The 18,755-nt window shown below is 63.2% G+C and carries 18 protein-coding genes; 14 read left to right on the top strand and 4 right to left on the bottom strand.

Features of this window, described 5'->3' with window-relative positions; translation table 11 throughout:
* Nucleotides 1-15 precede the first annotated feature (15 nt).
* Genes VGM51_18550 through ccsA form a run of 3 tightly spaced genes read left to right on the top strand, consistent with a single transcriptional unit; the run spans nt 16 to nt 1,963 of the window.
* Nucleotides 16-627 carry an ABC transporter ATP-binding protein gene (locus tag VGM51_18550; GenBank protein HEY3415039.1) on the top strand — a complete coding sequence of 204 codons (612 nt, stop codon included), beginning with the start codon at nt 16-18 and terminating at the stop codon, nt 625-627.
* Nucleotides 624-1,283, top strand: coding sequence for a heme exporter protein CcmB (locus tag VGM51_18545; GenBank protein ID HEY3415038.1), 660 nt, complete (start codon nt 624-626; stop codon nt 1,281-1,283). Before VGM51_18550 ends, VGM51_18545 begins: the two co-directional genes overlap by 4 nt.
* Entirely contained in the window at nt 1,271-1,963 is a 693-nt protein-coding gene (ccsA, locus tag VGM51_18540) for a cytochrome c biogenesis protein CcsA (GenBank protein HEY3415037.1), read from the top strand. The genes VGM51_18545 and ccsA overlap by 13 nt, the downstream gene beginning before the upstream one ends.
* A 280-nt stretch (nt 1,964-2,243) precedes the next feature.
* Here ccsA and VGM51_18535 read toward each other — a convergent pair whose 3' ends face one another.
* Both VGM51_18535 and VGM51_18530 read right to left on the bottom strand, forming a co-directional pair.
* Nucleotides 2,244-3,854, bottom strand: a complete 1,611-nt coding sequence (locus VGM51_18535; protein ID HEY3415036.1) for a DUF4127 family protein — start codon at nt 3,852-3,854, stop codon at nt 2,244-2,246.
* 82 nt (nt 3,855-3,936) lie between these two features.
* Nucleotides 3,937-5,118, bottom strand: coding sequence for an AGE family epimerase/isomerase (locus tag VGM51_18530; protein HEY3415035.1), 1,182 nt, complete (start codon nt 5,116-5,118; stop codon nt 3,937-3,939).
* A 209-nt stretch (nt 5,119-5,327) separates the two neighbouring features.
* On the opposite strand from VGM51_18530, the gene VGM51_18525 reads away from it, so the two are divergent.
* From VGM51_18525 to VGM51_18500, 6 genes are all read left to right on the top strand, one after another.
* Nucleotides 5,328-6,692, top strand: a complete 1,365-nt coding sequence (locus VGM51_18525) for a replication-associated recombination protein A (GenBank protein HEY3415034.1) — start codon at nt 5,328-5,330, stop codon at nt 6,690-6,692.
* 62 nt (nt 6,693-6,754) lie between these two features.
* Nucleotides 6,755-7,834 (top strand): tRNA 2-thiouridine(34) synthase MnmA, encoded by a 1,080-nt coding sequence (mnmA, locus tag VGM51_18520; GenBank protein HEY3415033.1) that lies wholly within the window; start codon nt 6,755-6,757, stop codon nt 7,832-7,834.
* 104 nt (nt 7,835-7,938) lie between these two features.
* On the top strand, nt 7,939-8,367 hold the full coding sequence (locus VGM51_18515) for a YtxH domain-containing protein (protein ID HEY3415032.1): 429 nt from the start codon (nt 7,939-7,941) through the stop codon (nt 8,365-8,367).
* A 77-nt stretch (nt 8,368-8,444) separates the two neighbouring features.
* The gene (locus VGM51_18510; GenBank protein HEY3415031.1) at nt 8,445-8,801 is read left to right on the top strand and encodes an STAS domain-containing protein; all 357 of its coding nucleotides are present in this window, start codon (nt 8,445-8,447) and stop codon (nt 8,799-8,801) included.
* Nucleotides 8,798-9,226 carry an ATP-binding protein gene (locus VGM51_18505; GenBank protein ID HEY3415030.1) on the top strand — a complete coding sequence of 143 codons (429 nt, stop codon included), beginning with the start codon at nt 8,798-8,800 and terminating at the stop codon, nt 9,224-9,226. Before VGM51_18510 ends, VGM51_18505 begins: the two co-directional genes overlap by 4 nt.
* On the top strand, nt 9,223-10,032 hold the full coding sequence (locus VGM51_18500; GenBank protein ID HEY3415029.1) for a SigB/SigF/SigG family RNA polymerase sigma factor: 810 nt from the start codon (nt 9,223-9,225) through the stop codon (nt 10,030-10,032). The genes VGM51_18505 and VGM51_18500 overlap by 4 nt, the downstream gene beginning before the upstream one ends.
* A 7-nt stretch (nt 10,033-10,039) precedes the next feature.
* On the opposite strand, the gene VGM51_18495 is transcribed toward VGM51_18500, so the two are convergent.
* Nucleotides 10,040-11,860, bottom strand: a complete 1,821-nt coding sequence (locus tag VGM51_18495) for an ABC transporter ATP-binding protein (protein ID HEY3415028.1) — start codon at nt 11,858-11,860, stop codon at nt 10,040-10,042.
* A gap of 96 nt (nt 11,861-11,956) precedes the next feature.
* Between VGM51_18495 and VGM51_18490 the strand changes: the two genes are divergently transcribed.
* Complete coding sequence (locus tag VGM51_18490) at nt 11,957-12,697, top strand: PD-(D/E)XK nuclease family protein (GenBank protein HEY3415027.1); 741 nt, start codon at nt 11,957-11,959, stop codon at nt 12,695-12,697.
* A gap of 7 nt (nt 12,698-12,704) precedes the next feature.
* Nucleotides 12,705-13,493 (top strand): mechanosensitive ion channel domain-containing protein, encoded by a 789-nt coding sequence (locus VGM51_18485; protein ID HEY3415026.1) that lies wholly within the window; start codon nt 12,705-12,707, stop codon nt 13,491-13,493.
* Nucleotides 13,494-13,517: 24 nt separating this feature from the next.
* Here the strand turns inward: VGM51_18485 and VGM51_18480 are convergent, their stop codons facing one another.
* Nucleotides 13,518-16,118, bottom strand: coding sequence for an alpha-L-arabinofuranosidase C-terminal domain-containing protein (locus VGM51_18480; protein HEY3415025.1), 2,601 nt, complete (start codon nt 16,116-16,118; stop codon nt 13,518-13,520).
* Nucleotides 16,119-16,304: 186 nt separating this feature from the next.
* Here VGM51_18480 and VGM51_18475 point away from each other — a divergent pair, with 186 nt between their 5' ends.
* From VGM51_18475 to VGM51_18465, 3 genes are all read left to right on the top strand, one after another.
* Nucleotides 16,305-17,177, top strand: coding sequence for an anhydro-N-acetylmuramic acid kinase (locus tag VGM51_18475; GenBank protein ID HEY3415024.1), 873 nt, complete (start codon nt 16,305-16,307; stop codon nt 17,175-17,177).
* Nucleotides 17,178-17,383: 206 nt separating this feature from the next.
* Complete coding sequence (rpmE, locus tag VGM51_18470; GenBank protein ID HEY3415023.1) at nt 17,384-17,596, top strand: 50S ribosomal protein L31; 213 nt, start codon at nt 17,384-17,386, stop codon at nt 17,594-17,596.
* Between the two features lie 223 nt (nt 17,597-17,819).
* Complete coding sequence (locus VGM51_18465; GenBank protein HEY3415022.1) at nt 17,820-18,731, top strand: DUF1385 domain-containing protein; 912 nt, start codon at nt 17,820-17,822, stop codon at nt 18,729-18,731.
* Nucleotides 18,732-18,755 lie beyond the last annotated feature (24 nt).

The following is an 18,755-nucleotide window of genomic DNA, read 5'->3' as shown; positions in this document are numbered from 1 at the left end:
GGGCGCGGCGAACCCTTGGTTCCCGCGCCCGTTCTGCACGTTTCCGACCTGCATAAGCGGTTCACCGGGCGTCGCGTTCTGGATGGGTTGTCGTTCCAGGTAACCAGCGGGGAAGTTGTGGGAATAAGCGGCCCCAACGGCTCCGGAAAGTCCACTCTGCTGCAATTATTATGCGGGCTCCTGCGCCCCTCAAGGGGCGGCATCACGTACCGCGGCGCTTCCCAGTTGACGGCACTGGAAGCGCGGCCCCTCATCGGCTTCTCTTCCCCCGCGCTCAGCCTCTATGACGACCTCAGCGCCGCGGAAAACCTCCGTTTCTTCGCCGATTGGCGCGGCGTCCCTTGCGATCCCGCAGCCCTTCTGGCGCGTGTGGGGCTGGACCCCGCGCGGCGCGATCCATTGCGCGCCTATTCCTCCGGCATGCGCCAGCGCGTCAAACTGGCCTGGGCAATTCAGCACAACCCGCCGATCTTGATGCTGGACGAACCCGGCTCCAACCTCGACGAACCCGGGCGCGCCGTTGTGGCATCGCTTGTTGCCGAATGGAGCCATCGCGGCTGGGTGATGATTGCCAGCAACGATGAAGAGGAACTGGCGCTCTGCACGCGGAGGGTATCACTGGGATGATGCGCGCGGCGCTGGCGTTGGTGAAGAAGGATGCGCTGGCGGAGAGCCGCAGCCGAACGGCGCTCAACGCGTCGCTCCTGTTCGCGGTGACCTCGCTGGTAGCCGTCGCGTTTTCGCTGGGCCCCAGGCGGGTCGCGCCATCCATCCTCGCGAGCATCCTGTGGGTGGTGATTTTCTTTGCGGCGACGGCGGGCCTGGCGCGCTCGTTTGTAGCGGAAGAAGAGAGCGGAACCGCACTCGCGCTGCGTATGGCCGGCAAGGCGCACGCGGTCCTCCTGGGGAAGCTTTTGGCCAACCTGGGCCTGATGCTGGTGCTCGAAGCGGTGGTGCTGCCGCTTTTCCTGCTGCTGATGGCGCTGCCGATTGCGAACTGGCGGGGATTTGCGTGTGTACTGTTGCTGGGTACAATCGGATTGAGCGCTGCGGCGACGGTTTCGGCGGCGCTGGTCGCGAAGGCGCGCGGACGAGGCGAGTTGTTCGCGGCGATCGCGTTTCCGCTGCTGATCCCGGCGCTCATAGGCGGCATTCGTGGAACGCAGGCGTGCCTGCCCGGCTCGCGCGCCGCGCTCGACGGTCCGATCGAGCTGCTGATCGCATTTGACGGCCTGTTGCTGACGGTCGCCTTTCTTGTCTTCGAGGTCCTATGGGAAGAATGAACGCGGGCCTGCGCATGGCGCTGGCGCTTCTGCTGCTGGCGGGCATGGCGGGCGTTATCGTGATGGCGTTTTTCGTGGTGAAGGCGCCCCCGTCGCCGGCGGACGGAGGGCAGTTCAACGCGCCCGATGCGACACGCATTCTGTTTTTCCATGTGCCATGCGCCGAGCTTTGCTCCGTGGGGTTCCTGCTGGCTCTGTTCTATGCCGTACGATACCTGATGACGCGCGATCCGAGGCATGACGCCCGTTCCATGGTGGCCGCCCGTCTGGGGCTGTTCTTCGGCGTTATGGCGCTTCTGATGGGGATGGTCTGGGCGAACGCCGAATGGGGCGCGGCCTGGAACTGGGACCCGCGGGAAACCGGGCTGGCGCTGGCCCTGCTTACGTATATGGCCTATTTCGCTCTGCGGAGCGCGGTAGACGACCCGGAGCGCGAGGGCGCCCTGGCGGCGGTTTATGCGGTGCTGGCGTGCCCGACCGCGCTGTTCCTGATTTTCGGCCTGCCGAGGATGATGCCGTCTCTTCACCTGCGGCCCGGCGAGGCGAGGCTTCCGGGCACGTTCGGGATGACCATCGGCCTGAGCATAATGGCCTTCATAGGCCTGTTCTTCTGGGTTCACACGCTTGAGACCCGCATCACACTGCTCGCCTGGAAGCGGGAAGGGAGATTGGAAGGATGAACGCAGCACTTTCGGCTTTCGGCGCGGCGTGCCTGGTCGTGTGGATCGGCCTGTGGGCGTACATAGTGGCCCTCCAGAAGCGGGTGGACCGGCTCGAAGACCTGGAGTAATCCGGCATTCAGGGTGAGGCGACGCGATGCGTCCCTCAATCCCCGATGCTCATTACGATCTCAGGCAACGGCTTGCGAGCCATCGGCTGAAGCCGACGGCTGAGCAGTGCCGGCGCCGCCGCCGAAGAGCGAACGGCCGACGTTCAGCGTTGAATCCTGAATACCATCCCCTAGTCCGCGGCGTGTTGTTGAGCGGTGCTGCCCTCGACGCCAACGCATACGTCCAGACCGACCTCGAACGTCCGGTTCCAGGGCAGTGTTACACGCCGCAGTTCCCAGCCTTCGGGGCGCAGCGTCGGATCCGGGCTGCTGCCTTGGCCGGCAAACCACTCGCTGAACGCGTGTGAGCCAAGCATCTCCAGGCGGCGCTCGGCCTCGGCGCGGAGGGTCTCAACGGCGGCCGGCGTCAGTTTATCCCAGTCTTCCGATCCGGCGCGGGCGTTCTCGATCTCCGTGCGGATGACGGTCTGGTAGCCCCAGTCTTCCAGCAGGCGGTGGAAAAGGAAGGTCTGGTGCGCTTCCTCGCGCTTCAGCGGATCGCCTCCCTCAACGTGATGCAGGCCCAGTGTGCGCATCGTCGCGTGGGCAACCACGGTTCCGATCGTATTCGCAGCGGTATTCCACCCGCCGTACGCGGCGAGCTGCGGATATCCGATGAATTTGGGCAGCAGCGGAACCAGAGCCGGATCCGCGCCGTTGCAGTAGGCTACGTCAGCCACGGCGACCTGCATGTAGCCGGCGTAGAATTTCAGCGCGGCCAGAAAATCGGGCAGGTTACGCGCGGGTGTTTCCACCGTGCGCGCGGTGGCCGCCCACGGCGGATAACTCTGCGCCTCACCGGGCGTGTTCACAAAGAGCATTACGTCGGCGTCTCTTGGCCCTTCGACTGTCACCCCGCCCACGCAGTAGATCTCGCCGCGAACCGTCTGACCCAGCGGCCGGTCCTCGAACAGCGCGATGATCTCGTCGCCCCGGGTGGAGGCATACCGCGGGAAAAAGCGAGGCGTGTAGCCCGCCAGTTGGCACGCCGCGCGCGCCAGCAGTACAAGGCCCACTTCGTCCGCGCCCGGGTACACCACAACCTTGTCGTTGATGTTCAGCGACTGGATATCGGAGCGAAGGGTGCGCTGCTCGCGGGCCGGCACCCCGTATTCGCTGGCGTCGTCCTGGCTCAGGAAAAGGAAATCGAGAACCCCTTCGGCGGCCATCCGGATTGCGGAACGGTTGACCTTGTGATTGCGGTCGCGCCGGTCGAAGTAATCCGCCACCATTTTCGAGTCAAGTTCGGCCTGAAGCGCGGCCAGTTCGGCGCACTCTTCCGGAATGTTGAGGCGCTCCACGCGATCGAGCAACTGCGACACCCGGAATATCTTCTTGCCGTATGCGCTCCAGTATTCGGGCTCCTCCGTCGCGGAGTTGGAGTCGGAGGTTCGCATGATGATGTTGAACCCCAGGAGCGGGATGTCCGGCTTGCGACGCTTCGCCTCCCGGATGACATCGAGCCGGCTGATGACCTCCTCCGCCGTTTCATATCCAATGCGGCTGGGGATGAGGCCTCCATAGCCCAGCATGTCGATGGACACCACGGCTGCATCCACGGAGTCGATGTTTGCGAGGAACCACTGCGCCATCGCTTCGGGGTTGCCGGGCGAGCGGAACGTGGGCATAAACTCGGCCGGCGGCATGACGAGTTCCACTCCGCCGATGGGAGCAACGTAACGCGGATACCAGGCGTTGCAGGGGCGCTCGTCGAGCGGCATCAACAAGATTCTGTTTGGCATAGTGCGATTTCCGGTGGGGCTGTAGTTTGCAGACCCGGGGACAGGCGTTGCGGCCGTTTTGCCCCCACGTCCGCGCGATTCGCTATTTCCCAAGGTGTCCTTCCAAGAGTTGCCAGCAGTACCACTGCATGCGCGGGAGGTGGAACGGTCCTTTCCACATGTTGCCCTTCAAGCGCGTGGAAACGGTCCCGTCGCGATGCAGGTATCCGAACCAGTCGCCGTGCAGACTGTCCGGGAAGTGAGCATACGCCCAGTTGTGCACGGCCTCGTGCCAGCGAGCGTACCTGGAATCGTCGGTTAGTTCGTAAGCCAGCAGCGTGGCGATGACGGCCTCGTTGTGCGGCCACCAGAATTTCATGTCGTGCCAGTACTCGGTGGCCGGAGCGCCCTTCGCGTCGCGGTAATACAGGATGCCCCCGAATTCCTTATCCCAACCTATCTGGTACGACCAGTCTATTATCTTTGTACCTAGTTCGATGAGGTGAGCGTCCTTGCTTCGCAACCGCGCTTCCTCAAGGATAAACCAACCACACTCCAGCGAATGGCCGGGTGTCACCAGGCGGCCGTCGAAGGTGTCGATAAACTCGCCATTTGGCCCCACGGCTTCGAGGCAGCACTTGAACTCCGGTTTGAGAAAATCCCTTTCGATTTCGGCGATGGCTTCATCGATGACCTGCGTACAGATGGGATCGTTGACGGCTTTCCGCAATTCCTGGGCTGTTACGATCAGAACCATCGGCATCGCAAGGCCCTTCATCGGCCGCGTATCAGTGTTCGTTTTCGGTTCCAGAAGTCCCGGAGTGCAGTGATAATGCAGCATCAGCTTGAAGAGGTCAAGAGCCTGCTGCTTGTACTTGTCGTCGTTGCATGCCGTGCCGTAGGCCGCGAGGGCGATGACGGCGAACGACTCCGAAAACAGGTAGCGCCGCTTGCGGAGCGGTTTGCCTTCACGGGTCACCGAGAAGAACATGCGGCCGTCCGTGTCGAAGCAGTGGTCGTTGATGAAGTCGATGCCGAGCTTGGCCAGTTGGAGCCATTCCGGCCGGCGCTCGACGGTGTTGTACAGTGTCGAGAGAAGCCAGGCGAACCGTCCCTGAAACCAGACGGATTTGTCGCTCTGGAGAATGGCGCCGTCCTGGTCCAAAGACGTGATGTAGCCGCCGTATTCGCGGTCTACGGCGTTCTTGATCCAGAACGGCAAAGTATCTTGTAGAAGACCGTCACGGTAGGTTGCGACGAGGGCCTGCCTGCGTTCAGGGGTCATGGATGCGTCCCTCCCAAACTCTGTGCGCGCTTCAAAGGATTGGCGGCCTCGCGCACCTGTGCACGCTCAGTTTAAGGCGGCGGCCCGCGGCGAGTCAACCGCGCGGGCCGTATTCGGGGATTCCGGAACCGGGAATTGGCTCGCTCGACGGGCCCGGGTTGTTTGGCGGTTCGGCGGGTGATGCGTGCGGACAGGGCTATAATCAGCGTGTGAGAGCTGTCGAAACACCGGAGGACAGAGGCTTATACACCAACGACGCGGATGCGCCGTTGGCGGCCCGCCTTCGTCCGCGCACACTGGACGATTTCGTGGGGCAGGACGACGTCCTCGGCCCCGGGCGCTGGCTCCGCCGCGCCATCGAAACCGACCGCCTTCACAGTGTGATCCTCTGGGGCCCGCCCGGCACCGGCAAGAGCACGCTCGCGGGGGTAGTCGCCAACCTCACCAATCACGCGTACGAACCATTTTCAGCGGTCACGGGCGGCGTTCCGGAGCTGCGCAAGATCATCGAGCGGGCGAAAGGCAGGCGCTTCCACGGGCAGCAGACAATCGTCTTCATCGACGAGATTCACCGCTTCAATAAGGCGCAGCAGGACGTCCTGCTCCCCCACGTGGAGGACGGGACGATCACGCTGATCGGCGCGACTACGGAGAACCCGTTCTTCGAGGTGAACCCGCCGCTGCTCTCCCGCGCCCGCCTCGTGCGATTCAACGCGCTGAGTGACGCTCACATCCGCCAACTGGTGGAGCGTGCGATAGCAGACGAGGAGCGCGGACTGGGCGGCGAACACGTTGACCTGGACGCCGACGCGATGGAACACCTGGTGAACGTGGCGAACGGGGACGCGCGCGTCGCGCTGAGCGCGCTCGAGGCGCTGGCCGACGCCGCGGATACCGATGCAGATGGCCGCCGCATGGTGCGCCTTGCCGACGTTGAAGAGGCCCTTCAAAGACGGATGCTGCCGTCCGGGAAGAACGGCGACGCCCATTACGACGCCATTTCGGCGTTCATCAAGAGCATGCGGGGCAGCGATCCGGACGCCACGGCGTATTGGCTGTTGCGCATGTTGGAAGCGGGTGAAGATCCCAAATTCATGATGCGCCGCATCCTGGTCCACGCGGCGGAAGACGTGGGGCTGGCGGATCCACAGGCGCTGGTGGTGGCCTCGGCGGCGGCGCACGCGCTGGAGATGGTGGGGTACCCCGAAGCGCGTATCCCGATGATGGAGGCCGCGCTGTATATCGCTTGCGCCCCGAAAAGCAACAGCGTGGTGGTTACGATTGGGCGGGTGCTTGAAGATCTGGAGAACCAGCGGCACGAACCGGTCCCTCCGCACCTGCGCGGCACCGGTTACAAAGGGGCCAAAGCACTGGGCCACGGGGTCGGCTACAAGTATCCGCACGATTTCCCGGAGGCGCAGGTGGAACAGCGCTATCTACCGGAGGGTCTACCCTCTAGTGAGCCGTATTATGCGCCGAACGAGCGAGGGTTCGAAGCGCGCGTCAAAGCGAGGTTGGACGAGTGGCGTTTGCTGAAGTCACCGCGAAGCCGCGAAGACCAGAAGAACGACTGATAACGCTCCGCATGACGGTTTACGGTGGAATGACGCTGTGCAGCGGAAATAGGTGGAGTTGAATGGCGCGGATAGTTTGCGCGATGAGTGGCGGGGTGGACAGTTCGGTGGCGGCGGCTTTGCTGGTTCAGCAGGGGCACGAGGTCATCGGGGTGACCATGCAATTATGGCCGGAAGGCGTCGAGGGGGCGGAGCAGGGTTGCTGCGGCCTTTCGGCGGTCGATGACGCGCGCCGCGTGGCGGCCAAACTGGGCATCCGGTATCACGTCACCAATTTCCGCGAGCTTTTCAACGAGCGCGTGATCACCGATTTCATAGACGAGTACCGCCGTGGCCGAACGCCAAATCCCTGCGTGCGGTGCAACCAGTTTGTTAAATTCGACGCCCTTCTCGAACGTGCGAAGCAACTCGGCGCCGATTACGTGGCGACGGGGCATTATGCGAAGGTGAAGTATGACGGCGACCGGTCCCGCTGGACGCTGGAGCGGGCGGCGGCCCGCGCGAAGGACCAGACCTACGCGCTCTACAATCTAACACAAGACCAGTTGGCCCACACCCTGCTTCCCCTCGGCGATCTGCCTTCGAAGGATGATACGCGACGGCTGGCGGCAGACCTGGGGCTGTCTACCGCGGACAAGCCGGACAGCCAGGAGATCTGCTTCATCCCGGGCAATGACTACAGGGAGTTTCTGCGGACGCACGCGCCGGACGCCCTCGTTCCGGGGGCAGTGGTGGACCTCAGCGGCGCCGTCGTCGGGGAGCACGAGGGCGTGGCGATGTATACGCGCGGCCAGCGAAAGGGCATCGGAGCCCACGGTCCCGAGGCCCGCTATGTGATCGACGTCCGACCGGAATCCAGGGAAGTCGTCATCGGCCTCGCCCCGGCCCTGATGGCATCGTCCTTCGTGGTGGAGGGCATGAACTGGTTATCGTACGGCGGCCCGGACGATCTGCCCGAAGGGATCACCGCCAAGATTCGATACAACATGGCCGACCGTCCATGCCGGCTCACTCGCGGAGATAACGGGCTGGAGGGCGAATTTGTCGAGCCGGAACGCGCGATTACGCCCGGACAGAGCGCTGTATTCTACCACGGTGACGTCGTTGTGGGCGGGGGAGTTGTGGCAAGCGTGGGCGCTTGATGACCTGTGCCCGGTTGCCGGAATCCGCGCCGGATTGGTAAAGTCTCTATAACCCCAATTAGGATTCCGGCGGGCAAAACCGCCATTTACGGAGGCAATCACCTATGAATCCCGAAGACAATTTTGAGTTTGGGCCTCTGCCAAGTGATGATTTCGAGGTTAGTCAGTTCCTGGCCGGTTTGCTGGCGGGAGCCGCGATTGGAGCGGGGCTTGCCCTGCTCTTCGCTCCCAAGCCGGGAGAGGAAGCCCGGCGAGACGTTGCGAGCGCGTATGCTTCGGTAGCGGATTGCGCCGCGGAAGCCGTTGATACGGTTCGCGATCGGGTGGCCGCCTCGCTGGTCGAGGTTCGCGAGAAGACCGCGGAAGTGGTGGAAGAGGCACGTTCGACGGTTGAGGAATGGATATCGAAAAGCAAGCAGACTATTCTGGAGACGCGCGAACGCCTCGATGGCGCCGTTGACGCCGGGCGGGAAGCGTATGAGAGCCGTCGGGCGGAACTGGACGCGCAGTTGGAGTCCTCTCCGGAGGACTGACCTGGGGCCGCTCGGGATGGGCGGCGCGCGAAAGATACGAGAGATCAATCAGCATACACACGGGAGCAGAAGGCGCTATGGATTTTACCGTTATTGCACAGCCCCCCAACGAGGGCGTATCCGTTGTCACGGTTCAGGGTGAGGTTGATGTTTATACAGCCCCGAGGCTCAAAGAAGAGATTCACCACAGCATCGATGCCGGGTGTACCCACCTGGCAATAGATCTGTCCGGTGTGGCATATATGGACAGTTCCGGCCTGGGAGTCCTCATCGGGGCGCTCAAGCGCGTTCGGGAAGAGGGAGGAGATCTCATCCTCTCGGCGCCGAACCCGCGCATCGCGCGCATCATGGACGTGACAGGGCTTTCCAGAATTTTCAACGTACACTCTGCTACAGATGAGGCGGTCGCAACGCTGAAGGGCACACTGAAATGAGCGAGCCCGTATCTGAAACCCCTCTTGTTGTTACGCTGAGCATCCCATGCCGCGCCGAGTACGTTGGCGTTGCGCGTTTGGCCATCCTGGGTGTGGCAAGCCGCCTCGATTTCAGCTATGACGAAGTCGAAGACTTGCGCCTGGCGGTCGGCGAAGCGTGCGCCGGTGCGATTGACCACCTCGGTGACGGCGGCAGCGACGCCACATCTATTAACCTCCGGTGCGAAATAGCCCCTGCCGAGCTAACCGTGGTGGTTGGTTACAGCACCGGTTCGAGTGGCGAGGGGAGCAAGGTCGAGAAAGCGGATCCCGAGAACATCGGGGCGTTGCTGATGGAGATCCTGGTGGACTCCGTGGACATTTCCCACGATCCCGAGGGCGGCACTTCCATTCGCCTGGTTAAGATGGTACACCCATCATCATGACGGACAGCACCCAAGAACGTCCGACAGCCGTGAGGCCGGATGCCGCAGCGCCCGGTTCCGCGGTTTCTCGTGGAAAGGATGTCGGCGATCTATTCGCCGAATACTACCAGACGAGGGATCCGGGGCTGCGAGACAGGCTAGTGGTGCTCCACATCAGCCTCGTCCGTTACCTCGCCGGCAAATTCGCAAACCGGGGCGAGCCGGTTGAAGACCTCATCCAGGTCGGAACTATCGGCCTGATCAACGCCGTGGATCGATTTGACCCCTTGCGAGGGAACAGGTTCAGCACATATGCCGCGCCGACCATCGTCGGCGAGATCAAACGTCATTTCCGCGACAAAGCGTGGAACCTGAAAGTCCCTCGGCGGCTCCAGGAATTGAACCTCGCCACCGCCAGAGCCGCGGAAGCCCTCACACAGACACTCGGACGGTCGCCCACGATTGCCGAGATCGCGAGACACCTGAACGCATCCGAAGAGGAAACGGTGGAGGCGATCGAACTCGGTAACGCATACGAGACGATCAGCCTGGACAGCCGCATGGAAAACCAGGGCGAATCGACCGCGCTGACCCTCGCGGAGTTCATCGGCGGCGAAGATGAAGCGCTTCTGGACGTTGAGGCGTTCGACGATCTGCGCGAGGCCATTCGAAACCTGGACGAACGCGAACAGAACATCATCGCGCTGCGTTTCTTCAGCGACCTTTCGCAGACCGAGGTGGCGCACCACCTGCGCATCTCCCAGATGCACGTGAGCCGTTTGCAGCAAAGGGCCCTGAGGAAACTGAAGACGCTGCTGGCGAAATGAGCGTGGGTTACAGCTCGGAGATTCCCGGCTCGTTGTAAGGCCGTCTCACGGGAGGCGCCTCGAACTGCGTGTGGTACAACCGCGCATAGAGTCCGTTCAAGGCCATCAGGTCCGAATGGCTTCCCCGTTCCACGATGCGCCCATCGTCGATGACGATGATGGCATCCGCCCGCTGGATGGTGCTGAGGCGATGCGCGATGACGACGGCAGTTCGGTGCTCCAGAAGGCGGTCCAACGCCGACTGGATGAGCCGCTCCGATTCCGAATCCAGCGACGATGTCGCCTCGTCCAGGACCAAGATGGGAGGGTCCCGAAGTATAGCCCGCGCGATGGCGATGCGCTGACGCTGTCCACCACTCAACCGAACCCCCCGCTCTCCGACTTCGGTCTCGTATCCCTGCGGGAGCCCACTCAGATAGTCGTGGATGTTCGCGGCGACCGCCGCCGCCTCGATCTCTTCATTCGTGGCGCCCTCGCGGCCAATGGCGATATTGTCCCGCGCGGTCCCGGAGAACAGGAACGTGTCCTGCAGCACGAGGCCGATCTGCCTGCGCCAGGACTCGAGGGTCCAGGCGCGTATGTCGGCGCCATCCACGCGCACGGCGCCTTCGGAGGGGTCGTAGAAACGGGCGAGGAGATTGGCCATCGTCGATTTTCCCGCGCCGGAAGGCCCGACCAGCGCGACGGTGCTGCCGGGTGGCACTTCAAGCGAGACGCCGTGAAGAACGGGCTGCCCGTGGTCATAGGCGAAGGAGACATTGTCAAAGGTGATCGTCCCACGCGGCCGTGGCGCGTCAGTCGAGCCGGGAAGAGACCGGACGTCCGGCTGAGTGTCCAGTATCTCGAAGACGCGCTCCGTTCCCGCAAGGCCCCTCTGAAGGGTGTCGTTGAAGATGAACAGCCGTTGAAGCGGCGTCCTCATGAACATCAGAAGGTAAGTGAACAAGCCGATCTGCGCAATGTCCAACCGTCCCTTCACAATCTCACGGATGCCGGCCACCGCCAGGATGACCATCGCGATCTGAACGCTGCTTTCCGCCGAGACCGACCAGAGCGTCTGCAATCGCAAGCGCTGCAGGCCGAGCCGAAGCGCTTCGCTGTTCTGAGCGCGAAAGCGGTCCTGCTCGCGCTTTTCCGCGGAGAACCCCATCACCACACGGATCCCGGAGATAGTCTCCAGCATCTGCGCCGACACCGCGCCCAACTGGGCCTGTACCGCCCGGCTGACCGTGCGCATCCGTCGCCCAAACAGAGCGGTGCCAAGGAAAAGAAGCGGCCCCATTACCGCCGCAACGAGGGCCAGACGGGGGCTGATCCAAAGGAGCACCGAGCCCAGGACTAGAGTCTGGATAACGTCGGAAGGGAAATCAACCGTGGACGACGTGACGAGCAGCTGCATTGCATCCACGTCCGCGGTGATCCGGCTCATCAATTGGCCGGTGGGATGCGTTTCATAGAAGCGGAGTGAGAGGTTGGTGAGATGCTCCATAACGCGGTTTCGGACGTCGAAAACCGCGCGTTGGGAAACCGCGCCCGCCACTACCGCGCGCAATGCGTTAAGGCACGAGGCAGCCACAGCCACCACGACAACGACAGCCCCCCAGAACAGCGTATCCAGGACCACGCCGTGGGCATATTTCGCTCGCGCGGAAAGGTCGTGTGTGACGGCGGCGAAATCCTTCCAGGTGTCGAATTCGGCGAAGATGTGCTTGAACACGCTTCCGGAAACGAGGATGAGTCCGGTGGACGCGAAAACGAGCGCCAGCGCCAGAAATAACTGAGCGCGGTAGGGCCGCAGAAACGAAAGGAAACGGAGGAACAGACGCACAGGCACCCCTTCAGGCCGGCTGGCCACGCTTGATTGTATGTCACGCGGCTTGTGGCGTCAAGCCTCGGCGCCATGGCCGTCCTATAATGAGCGAGTATGGCCGGACCTACAAAACTGACACTCAGCCCGACGAAGATATCCGCGTATCTGCGTTGCCCGCGGTTCTACTGGTTCCTGTACCATAAGAAGTATCGGCGGCGGCCGCACGGAGCGCTGTCGCTGGGCGCTAACCTGCACCGGAGCCTCGAACTGATCCATGCCGGGCCGGAACGACCATCACTGGACGATCTGCTGCTCCATTTCCAGAGCACCTGGACAGGCGCCGGGTTCCAGACGGCCCAGGCGGAGCGTGAAGGGTATGCTGCCGGGCAGGCGATGCTGGAGAAGTACCTTTCCGAAGCCCCACCGCCGGAAGCGATGCCCGAAACGTTGCTGCGCGAAAAGATGCTGCGCCAGGACCGCGGGGCGTATATTCTCACGGGCCGGGTGGACCGGGTGGACGAATGGCCGGACGGAAGCCTCGACATCGTGGACTACAAGAGCGGTCGGAGCGAGGTAACGGATGAACAGGTCCGCGCCGATATCGGCCTGATGGTTTATGAAACCCTTGTGCGGTCGATGTACCCGGGCCGGCCAATTCGCGTTGCGATACACGCGCTTCGTCCGAACCAGCGCGTCGACGTGATGCGCACGCCGGAGGAGTCCGCGGCGGTTTGCGAATTGCTGGACGACGTTGCGCGCGCCATCGCGGGGGAGACCATGTGGACCGGGGTGAACGTGGAGGAACGTTGCGTGGGCTGCGACTTCGAGGCGTTCTGCCCGGATTGGAGGCACTGAACAAACGATGAGATGGCCTTTCGAATCCTCACCGAAGGCGGTCCTGGAGATCGTAACGGGGCGCGGCCTGCATATCTTCGTGGTGTTCGTCTTCGCCTTCGTGCTGAATGCGCTGCTGCGCAGGGCAATTCTGGCCGGCATCGAGCGTGCCACAGGGGCTGCCGATGACGCGGTTCGCTCTGCCCGGCTGCGTACGCTGGGCGGCCTTGCGTCCAAAGCGAGCGGCCTCGTCATCTTCTTCGTCGCCTCGCTGATGGTGCTGGGCGAGTTCGGCGTGGACACAAAGGCCGTCGTGACGGCGACCGGTGTGTTCGGGGTGGCGATTGCCCTCGGCTCCCAAAAGCTCGTTCGAGACGTGATCGGCGGGTTCTTCATCCTGGTGGAGAACCAGTTCAGCGTGGGCGAAACCGTCACCCTGGGCGGGCCCGCCGCGACCGGGGTCGTGGAGGATATGGGGCTTCGCGTCACGCGCCTGCGCGATGACGTAGGCCGCCTGGTTATCGTTGGGAACGCGGACATAACGTCGGTAACCAACCATTCGCGGGGCCCGCTCACCGTCGTCGTCGATATCCTCCTTCCGGAGGACGTGGACGTCCCCGCAAGACAGGCGGCCATGGCAAAAACGGTGGCCGCGCTGCCGCAAGACGACTGGGCGGAGGCGCCGCGCGTCCTCGGCCTCGTCGATCCGCCCGCCGGAATGGTGAAGATACGCGTTTCGGGCCGCGCCGTTCCGGGCCGGCAGAACGACGCGGAACGTCAGATTCGCGCGGCGCTGCAAGGCGTCAAAGAGGCGTAAGTTCGGGAATCCCGACTACGGCCGTCATGCGTCCAACCCCAGCGCTATGCGAGCCACGCGGACCGCGTCGATGATGTCCACCCTCCCTGCCGACGCCCCGGTTGAGACGGCGTCCAGGCGGCGTATGTTGTCCGGCGTAGCGATCGCCAGGCCGCCGACCAACCGGAGCGCGAGTATCGCCTCGTCAACCGTGTAGGCGGGCCCATTGATCGCGTCCACGCGGATGACCGACACCGAGTATGCCGGGAAGTCGTGGGTAAAGGTCCGCGCGACTCCCGAGATGCTGATGGCTTGTGGTGCGACCTTCGTCGGCGTCGCCACCGTGTTGATGTCCGCGGGGAGCCCGGTCAGTATCTGCCCCGTCGCCAGCCCCGCCACACCGACGGCGCCCGGCAGGTTAACGCTCAGTTGTTGCACGTCCGCACCGGTATTCACAACTTTCAGGATCACATCGCCGTTGGACAGATCCCGGCTTGCCGAGGCGAAGATTGGAACAAGGGCCGGATTGTCATCGGTTGCCTGGTTCACCAGAACTCCGTCCAAATAGCATTTGATGCTCGTTCCGCTGACTTCGATTCGGATGTCATACCATTGGCCCGTCTGCACGGTGACGGGCGCCGATTGGCCCAGTTCCGACTTCGAGCCGTTGTACGCGCGCTCTATCGTCGTGCGGGTGTTCGACCAGCCCCCGATGTTCCACCACAGGAAGTTGTTGTGGTCCCGAACGTGGAACATGATGAGAAAGCCCTCGGAGCCGCCCGTTTTCATCGCCTGCAAAGTGTAAGTGTAATCCGTCCACGCCGTGCTCCCCACGGTGTCCCGACAGTCGATTGAATTGCTGGACTGCTGAAGCACCCCGCCGGCCGTCGACCATGTTCCCCCGTCCGGCGTCCAATCGGAGGCGCCGTTCGCGAAATCGGTCTGATACAGCACGTTCGTGCCGTTGGTGACCTTGACGTTCCGGTATTGCGCCTGCGTGACCCACGTTCCCACTCCGATGGCGCCCTGGGGCGGACCGGGGGTGGACGGAGTCTGTTGCGCGACCACCTCCACCGGCAGCACCACGTCTCCCAGGTTGCCGGCGAACATCGTCTGCATGTAGTACGATGGCGAACCGAAACTCGTCAGCGCGTCGTAGCCGATGAGATTCGTGCCCCACTGGCTGGCCCCCGGGTTGACGTTCACCAGTAGCGGCGCATAGCTCGCCATCGTCACGACGTCGGCGTTGCGCTCGAGTCCGGTCAGGTAGGCCGCGTCGCTGAGCGCGGATTTGAGTGTCGGAGTAGGGCTGCCCTCCGTGGTGGCCCACTCGCCGACAAAGACTTTCGGGGCGGTGCGGGGGTAAGCGTCGTAATTGCGGGAGGCCCCGAGCATGTTCGCAAAAGACGCATAGATGTGATCGTCCACGAGGTCGGGCGTCCGACTCGGAACGTCGCGTCGCGTCGCGATGATTTGCAGCGTTGGATACTTGGCCCGGATAGCGTCGTAGAACTTGGCGAATCGCGCGCTATAGGTGGATTGAGGGTCGAAAAAGTCCTCGTTGCCGATTTCCACGTAGCGCAGGGTGAACGGCGCCGGGTGCCCGTCTGCGGCACGGCGGGCGCCCCACACCGTTCCGGTGTCGCCTGTAACGTATTCGATCTCGTCGAGCGCATCCTGCACAAGAGGCGTTACGTCGCCGGTGGCGGCCAGCCAGTCGCGCCCGTCCGAGACGCCCAGCAACGGTTCCATGCCGAGGTCTTCGCACCATTCGAGAAATTCCAGGAGTCCCAGTCCGTCACTCGAACGGTAGCCCCAGGCGCCGGGGTGCCCGGAGCGCAGGTCGATGGGGCCGATCGTCGTCTTCCATTGATAGTGCCCGGGATCGAGGTAATTACCGCCCGGAAAGCGCAGAAAAGACGGTTTCATGGCGGCCAGCTTGTCCATCAGGTCGATGCGGTTGCCGTTTGCCCTGTCCTTATAGGTGGGCGAAAAAAGGGAGACCAGGTTAAGCCAGACAGTGCCCGGGTTCCTGGCCGAGATCACAAACCGGGCGGCCGAGGTTGGCGCGACGCTGGCGGTGTTCAGCGTGACCGTATACTTCCGCCACACAACGTCTATGCTGGGCACCTGTGCGCTGGCAAACACGATGGACCCATTGGGAGACTCTATGTCCACGGTCAAGGGACCGGTAAACCCGCCGCCCGCCTTGGCGTAGAAGGACGCGCGGTAAGACGTGTTCGGTTTCACCGGGATGCCCCACCAGCCGTCGTTGGCGGCGCCGACGCGAGTGCCCGGGGCGGCAATCGCCAACTTGAGGCACGTCGTGAGCGACGTGTTGATCGGTTGTACCGTCTCGAGGGAAATGGATCCCGTTCCGCCGCCATCCTGGACCGCGGACCAGTGGACCGGGCTTGCGGTGTCGTCCTTGAAGATGCGGTTTTGAATCAATTCCGCGTACAACCCGCCGTCGTACGCGTGATTGATCTCCTCGGTCATCAGGCCGTAGAAGCCCGGATTTATGGCCGCGCCGGGGCGGTCTACGTGCACGGTGAGGCTCCCCGGCGGCGTTTGGGCCCCGGCAGCCGTCGGAACCAGCAGCGTTAGAGCGAGCAGATAACGTCTTCCTATGCGAATACTTGCCACTTCAGCATCCTCCCATCCACGAACGCAGTGAGCCCGCGAACCCCTGCAGCCTGCAATTACCTCTATTGTATCGCTCTCAACACTCGGGATTGGAGGCGTCGTTGCCGGCGCCCGATGCAGCGCGGTATGATTCGGATGCATCGTTACCCGACGTAATCGCCGGCCGGGCGCCAAAGGAATACCCTCATGCCGATATATCGAGAAGAGCAACTCAGGGGGCCGCGGCGGGTTATCGGACTTTCGTTGAGCGGCGACGGCGGGGCCATTCTCGCGAGCGCCGTAGTGATTTCGGGCCGGGGTGACGAGATTCAGGCGCACCCGGCCGCATTCGTCAGCGTTCCGCTGGACCCTGTGATGACCGCCGCCGTCCGAGATGCCTGCCCCTCCGCGACGACTGGCGCGGCCACGCTCACGGTTCTCGACGCGGCGCTTGGCCTGGCGTATGCGGATGCCGCCGTGCAGGCGAGGGCCGAGGCGGGCTGGACGCGTAAGGATGTGGACGCGGTGGGTTCGCGTGGGGCCGCGGCCTGGGTGCAAGTATCGCCGGCGGAACTCGCGGGCGCCTTCGTGACAGGCGTAATGGAATTGGGAGATGCAAACGCGATCGCCGAATCGCTCGGCGCGCCCGTTGTGAGTGGCTTCGCAGCCCGCGACATCGCCGCGGGAGGACGCGGAGCGCCGATTGAGGCGCTGGCGGACTACCTCGTCTTTCGGGATGACGCGGTGAGCCGCTATATTCAGCGGGCGGAACAACCCGTTGCGGGTATCTGGCTCCCGGCCGGCTGCGGTCTTGACGATGTCGGCGTCGTGGCGTCGGGTTCGCTTCCGGCGCTTCCGGACGAAGGAGTCCTAATCCATGGAGACCCGGACATGCCCCCGGACGCGACGCAGTGGCGGCGGCAGGCGCCCGTTTCCTTCGGGTGGGTCGGCGAATCGTATGATGCCGCCGTCTACGCTCTGCTGGCGGACCGGACGTTGCAGGGGCTGCCGGGAAACCTCCCTCAGTTGACCGGGGCGGGACGCGCCGTTCCGCTGGGTAGCGTAACGTTCGGACGCTAGCGCTAAAGATGGCCTGACGGCGGGGTAGGGAGGGCTGGGCATGAGGTTCCCGGCCCGCGCGGTTGGCAAATCGATCGCGTTCGTGTTAGAATGGGAACACCGTGGCTGCCGTGAGCGTCTATCTATATGGGCGTTACGGAGGACACTTCGTTTTGTGTACGCCCGGTGTACTGGTGGGCTGATACCCACCGCGAAAGGACACAACAATGCCTAGAGAGGGGATTCACCCCAAGTATCACACTGTGATGGTTCACTGCGCTTGCGGAAGCGATTTCGAGACGCGTTCCACCATCGCGGGAGACAAGATAAACACGGAAATCTGCAGTTCCTGCCACCCGTTTTACACCGGCAAGCAGAAATTGATGGATACCGAAGGCCGCGTAGACAAGTTCCTGCAGCGCTACGGCCTGAAGAAATAACAACCAGTGTACTATCCCTTGCCAGGGTGGAATATCCTGGTAGGCGGGCCGAGAGGCCCGGACACGCCGCAGAGTAGGCCGCCAACGTGATGATGCGAATCCCGTCACGTTCGGTATGTACCCTCTGCGGCTCCTGTTTTTGGCGGAATCACTCAGCCACGAAGGCACAAAGACACAAAGTCGATCTTTGCGTCTTTGTGCCTTCGTGGTTATTGGAGCAGAGATGGCGAAACCGGTATTCTACGGTGGGCAGGCGGTCATCGAGGGTGTCATGATGCGCGGGCCGCGTCACGTCGCCGTTGCCGTTCGGCGTGAAAGCGGTGAAATTGACACCGTTGTCCGCGAAGCGCAGCCGTGGTTGACCGCGCACCCGGCCTTCAATAAAGTGTTCCTGCGGGGCGTGTTCGCGCTCGTGGACTCACTGCGCGTCGGGGTTTGGGGCCTGCGCTGGTCAGCCTCACGAGCCCTGCTTGACGCTAAGCCCGCCGACGCGGCCGCGCCGAAAGCGGTGGAAGGCGATCCCGCCATTAAGGGCACTATGGGTATCGGGCTGCTGATCGGCGTGGCCCTGTTCATCGTTCTGCCAACCGTGCTTGCCGGCGCCCTCCGCCATACGACGAACCCGTGGACCCTCAACCTCGTTGAAACGGTGGTCCGCCTCGCACTGTTCTTCGGCTACATCGGCCTCATCGGCTTCATCCCCGGAATCCGGAGGGTGTTTCAGTTTCACGGCGCGGAGCACCGGACGATCAACGCGTGGGAGGCGCATGCGCCGCTGACGGCGCAATCCTGCGGGCAATTCAGCGTTGTGCACCCGCGGTGCGGGACCTCCTTCATCATGTTCGTGCTCATCCTCGCCAGCGTCGTGTACGCATTCCTGGGCTGGCACACTCCGCTTGTGCGCCTGGCTATTCGCCTCGGCACGCTGCCGATCGTGGCGGGCGCTGCGTACGAATTGCTGCGCCTGGCGGGCACGTTGAGGGGCAGTGCCGTGATGGCGGTGGTCACCTGGCCGGGGCGCTTCACCCAGCGGTTCACCACCCGGGAACCGGATGATTCGCAGACCGAAGTGGCCATCGCCGCGCTGAACGCGGTGTTCGACGCGGAACGGGAAGGCGAGCGCTCATTGGCCTAGGTGGCGCGCCGACGGCGTAACACT

Source organism: Armatimonadota bacterium (assembly GCA_036504095.1).
In the GTDB taxonomy this organism is placed as follows: Bacteria; Armatimonadota; DTGP01; order JAKQQT01; family JAKQQT01; genus DASXUL01.
This window is presented reverse-complemented; position numbering and strand designations above follow the sequence as displayed.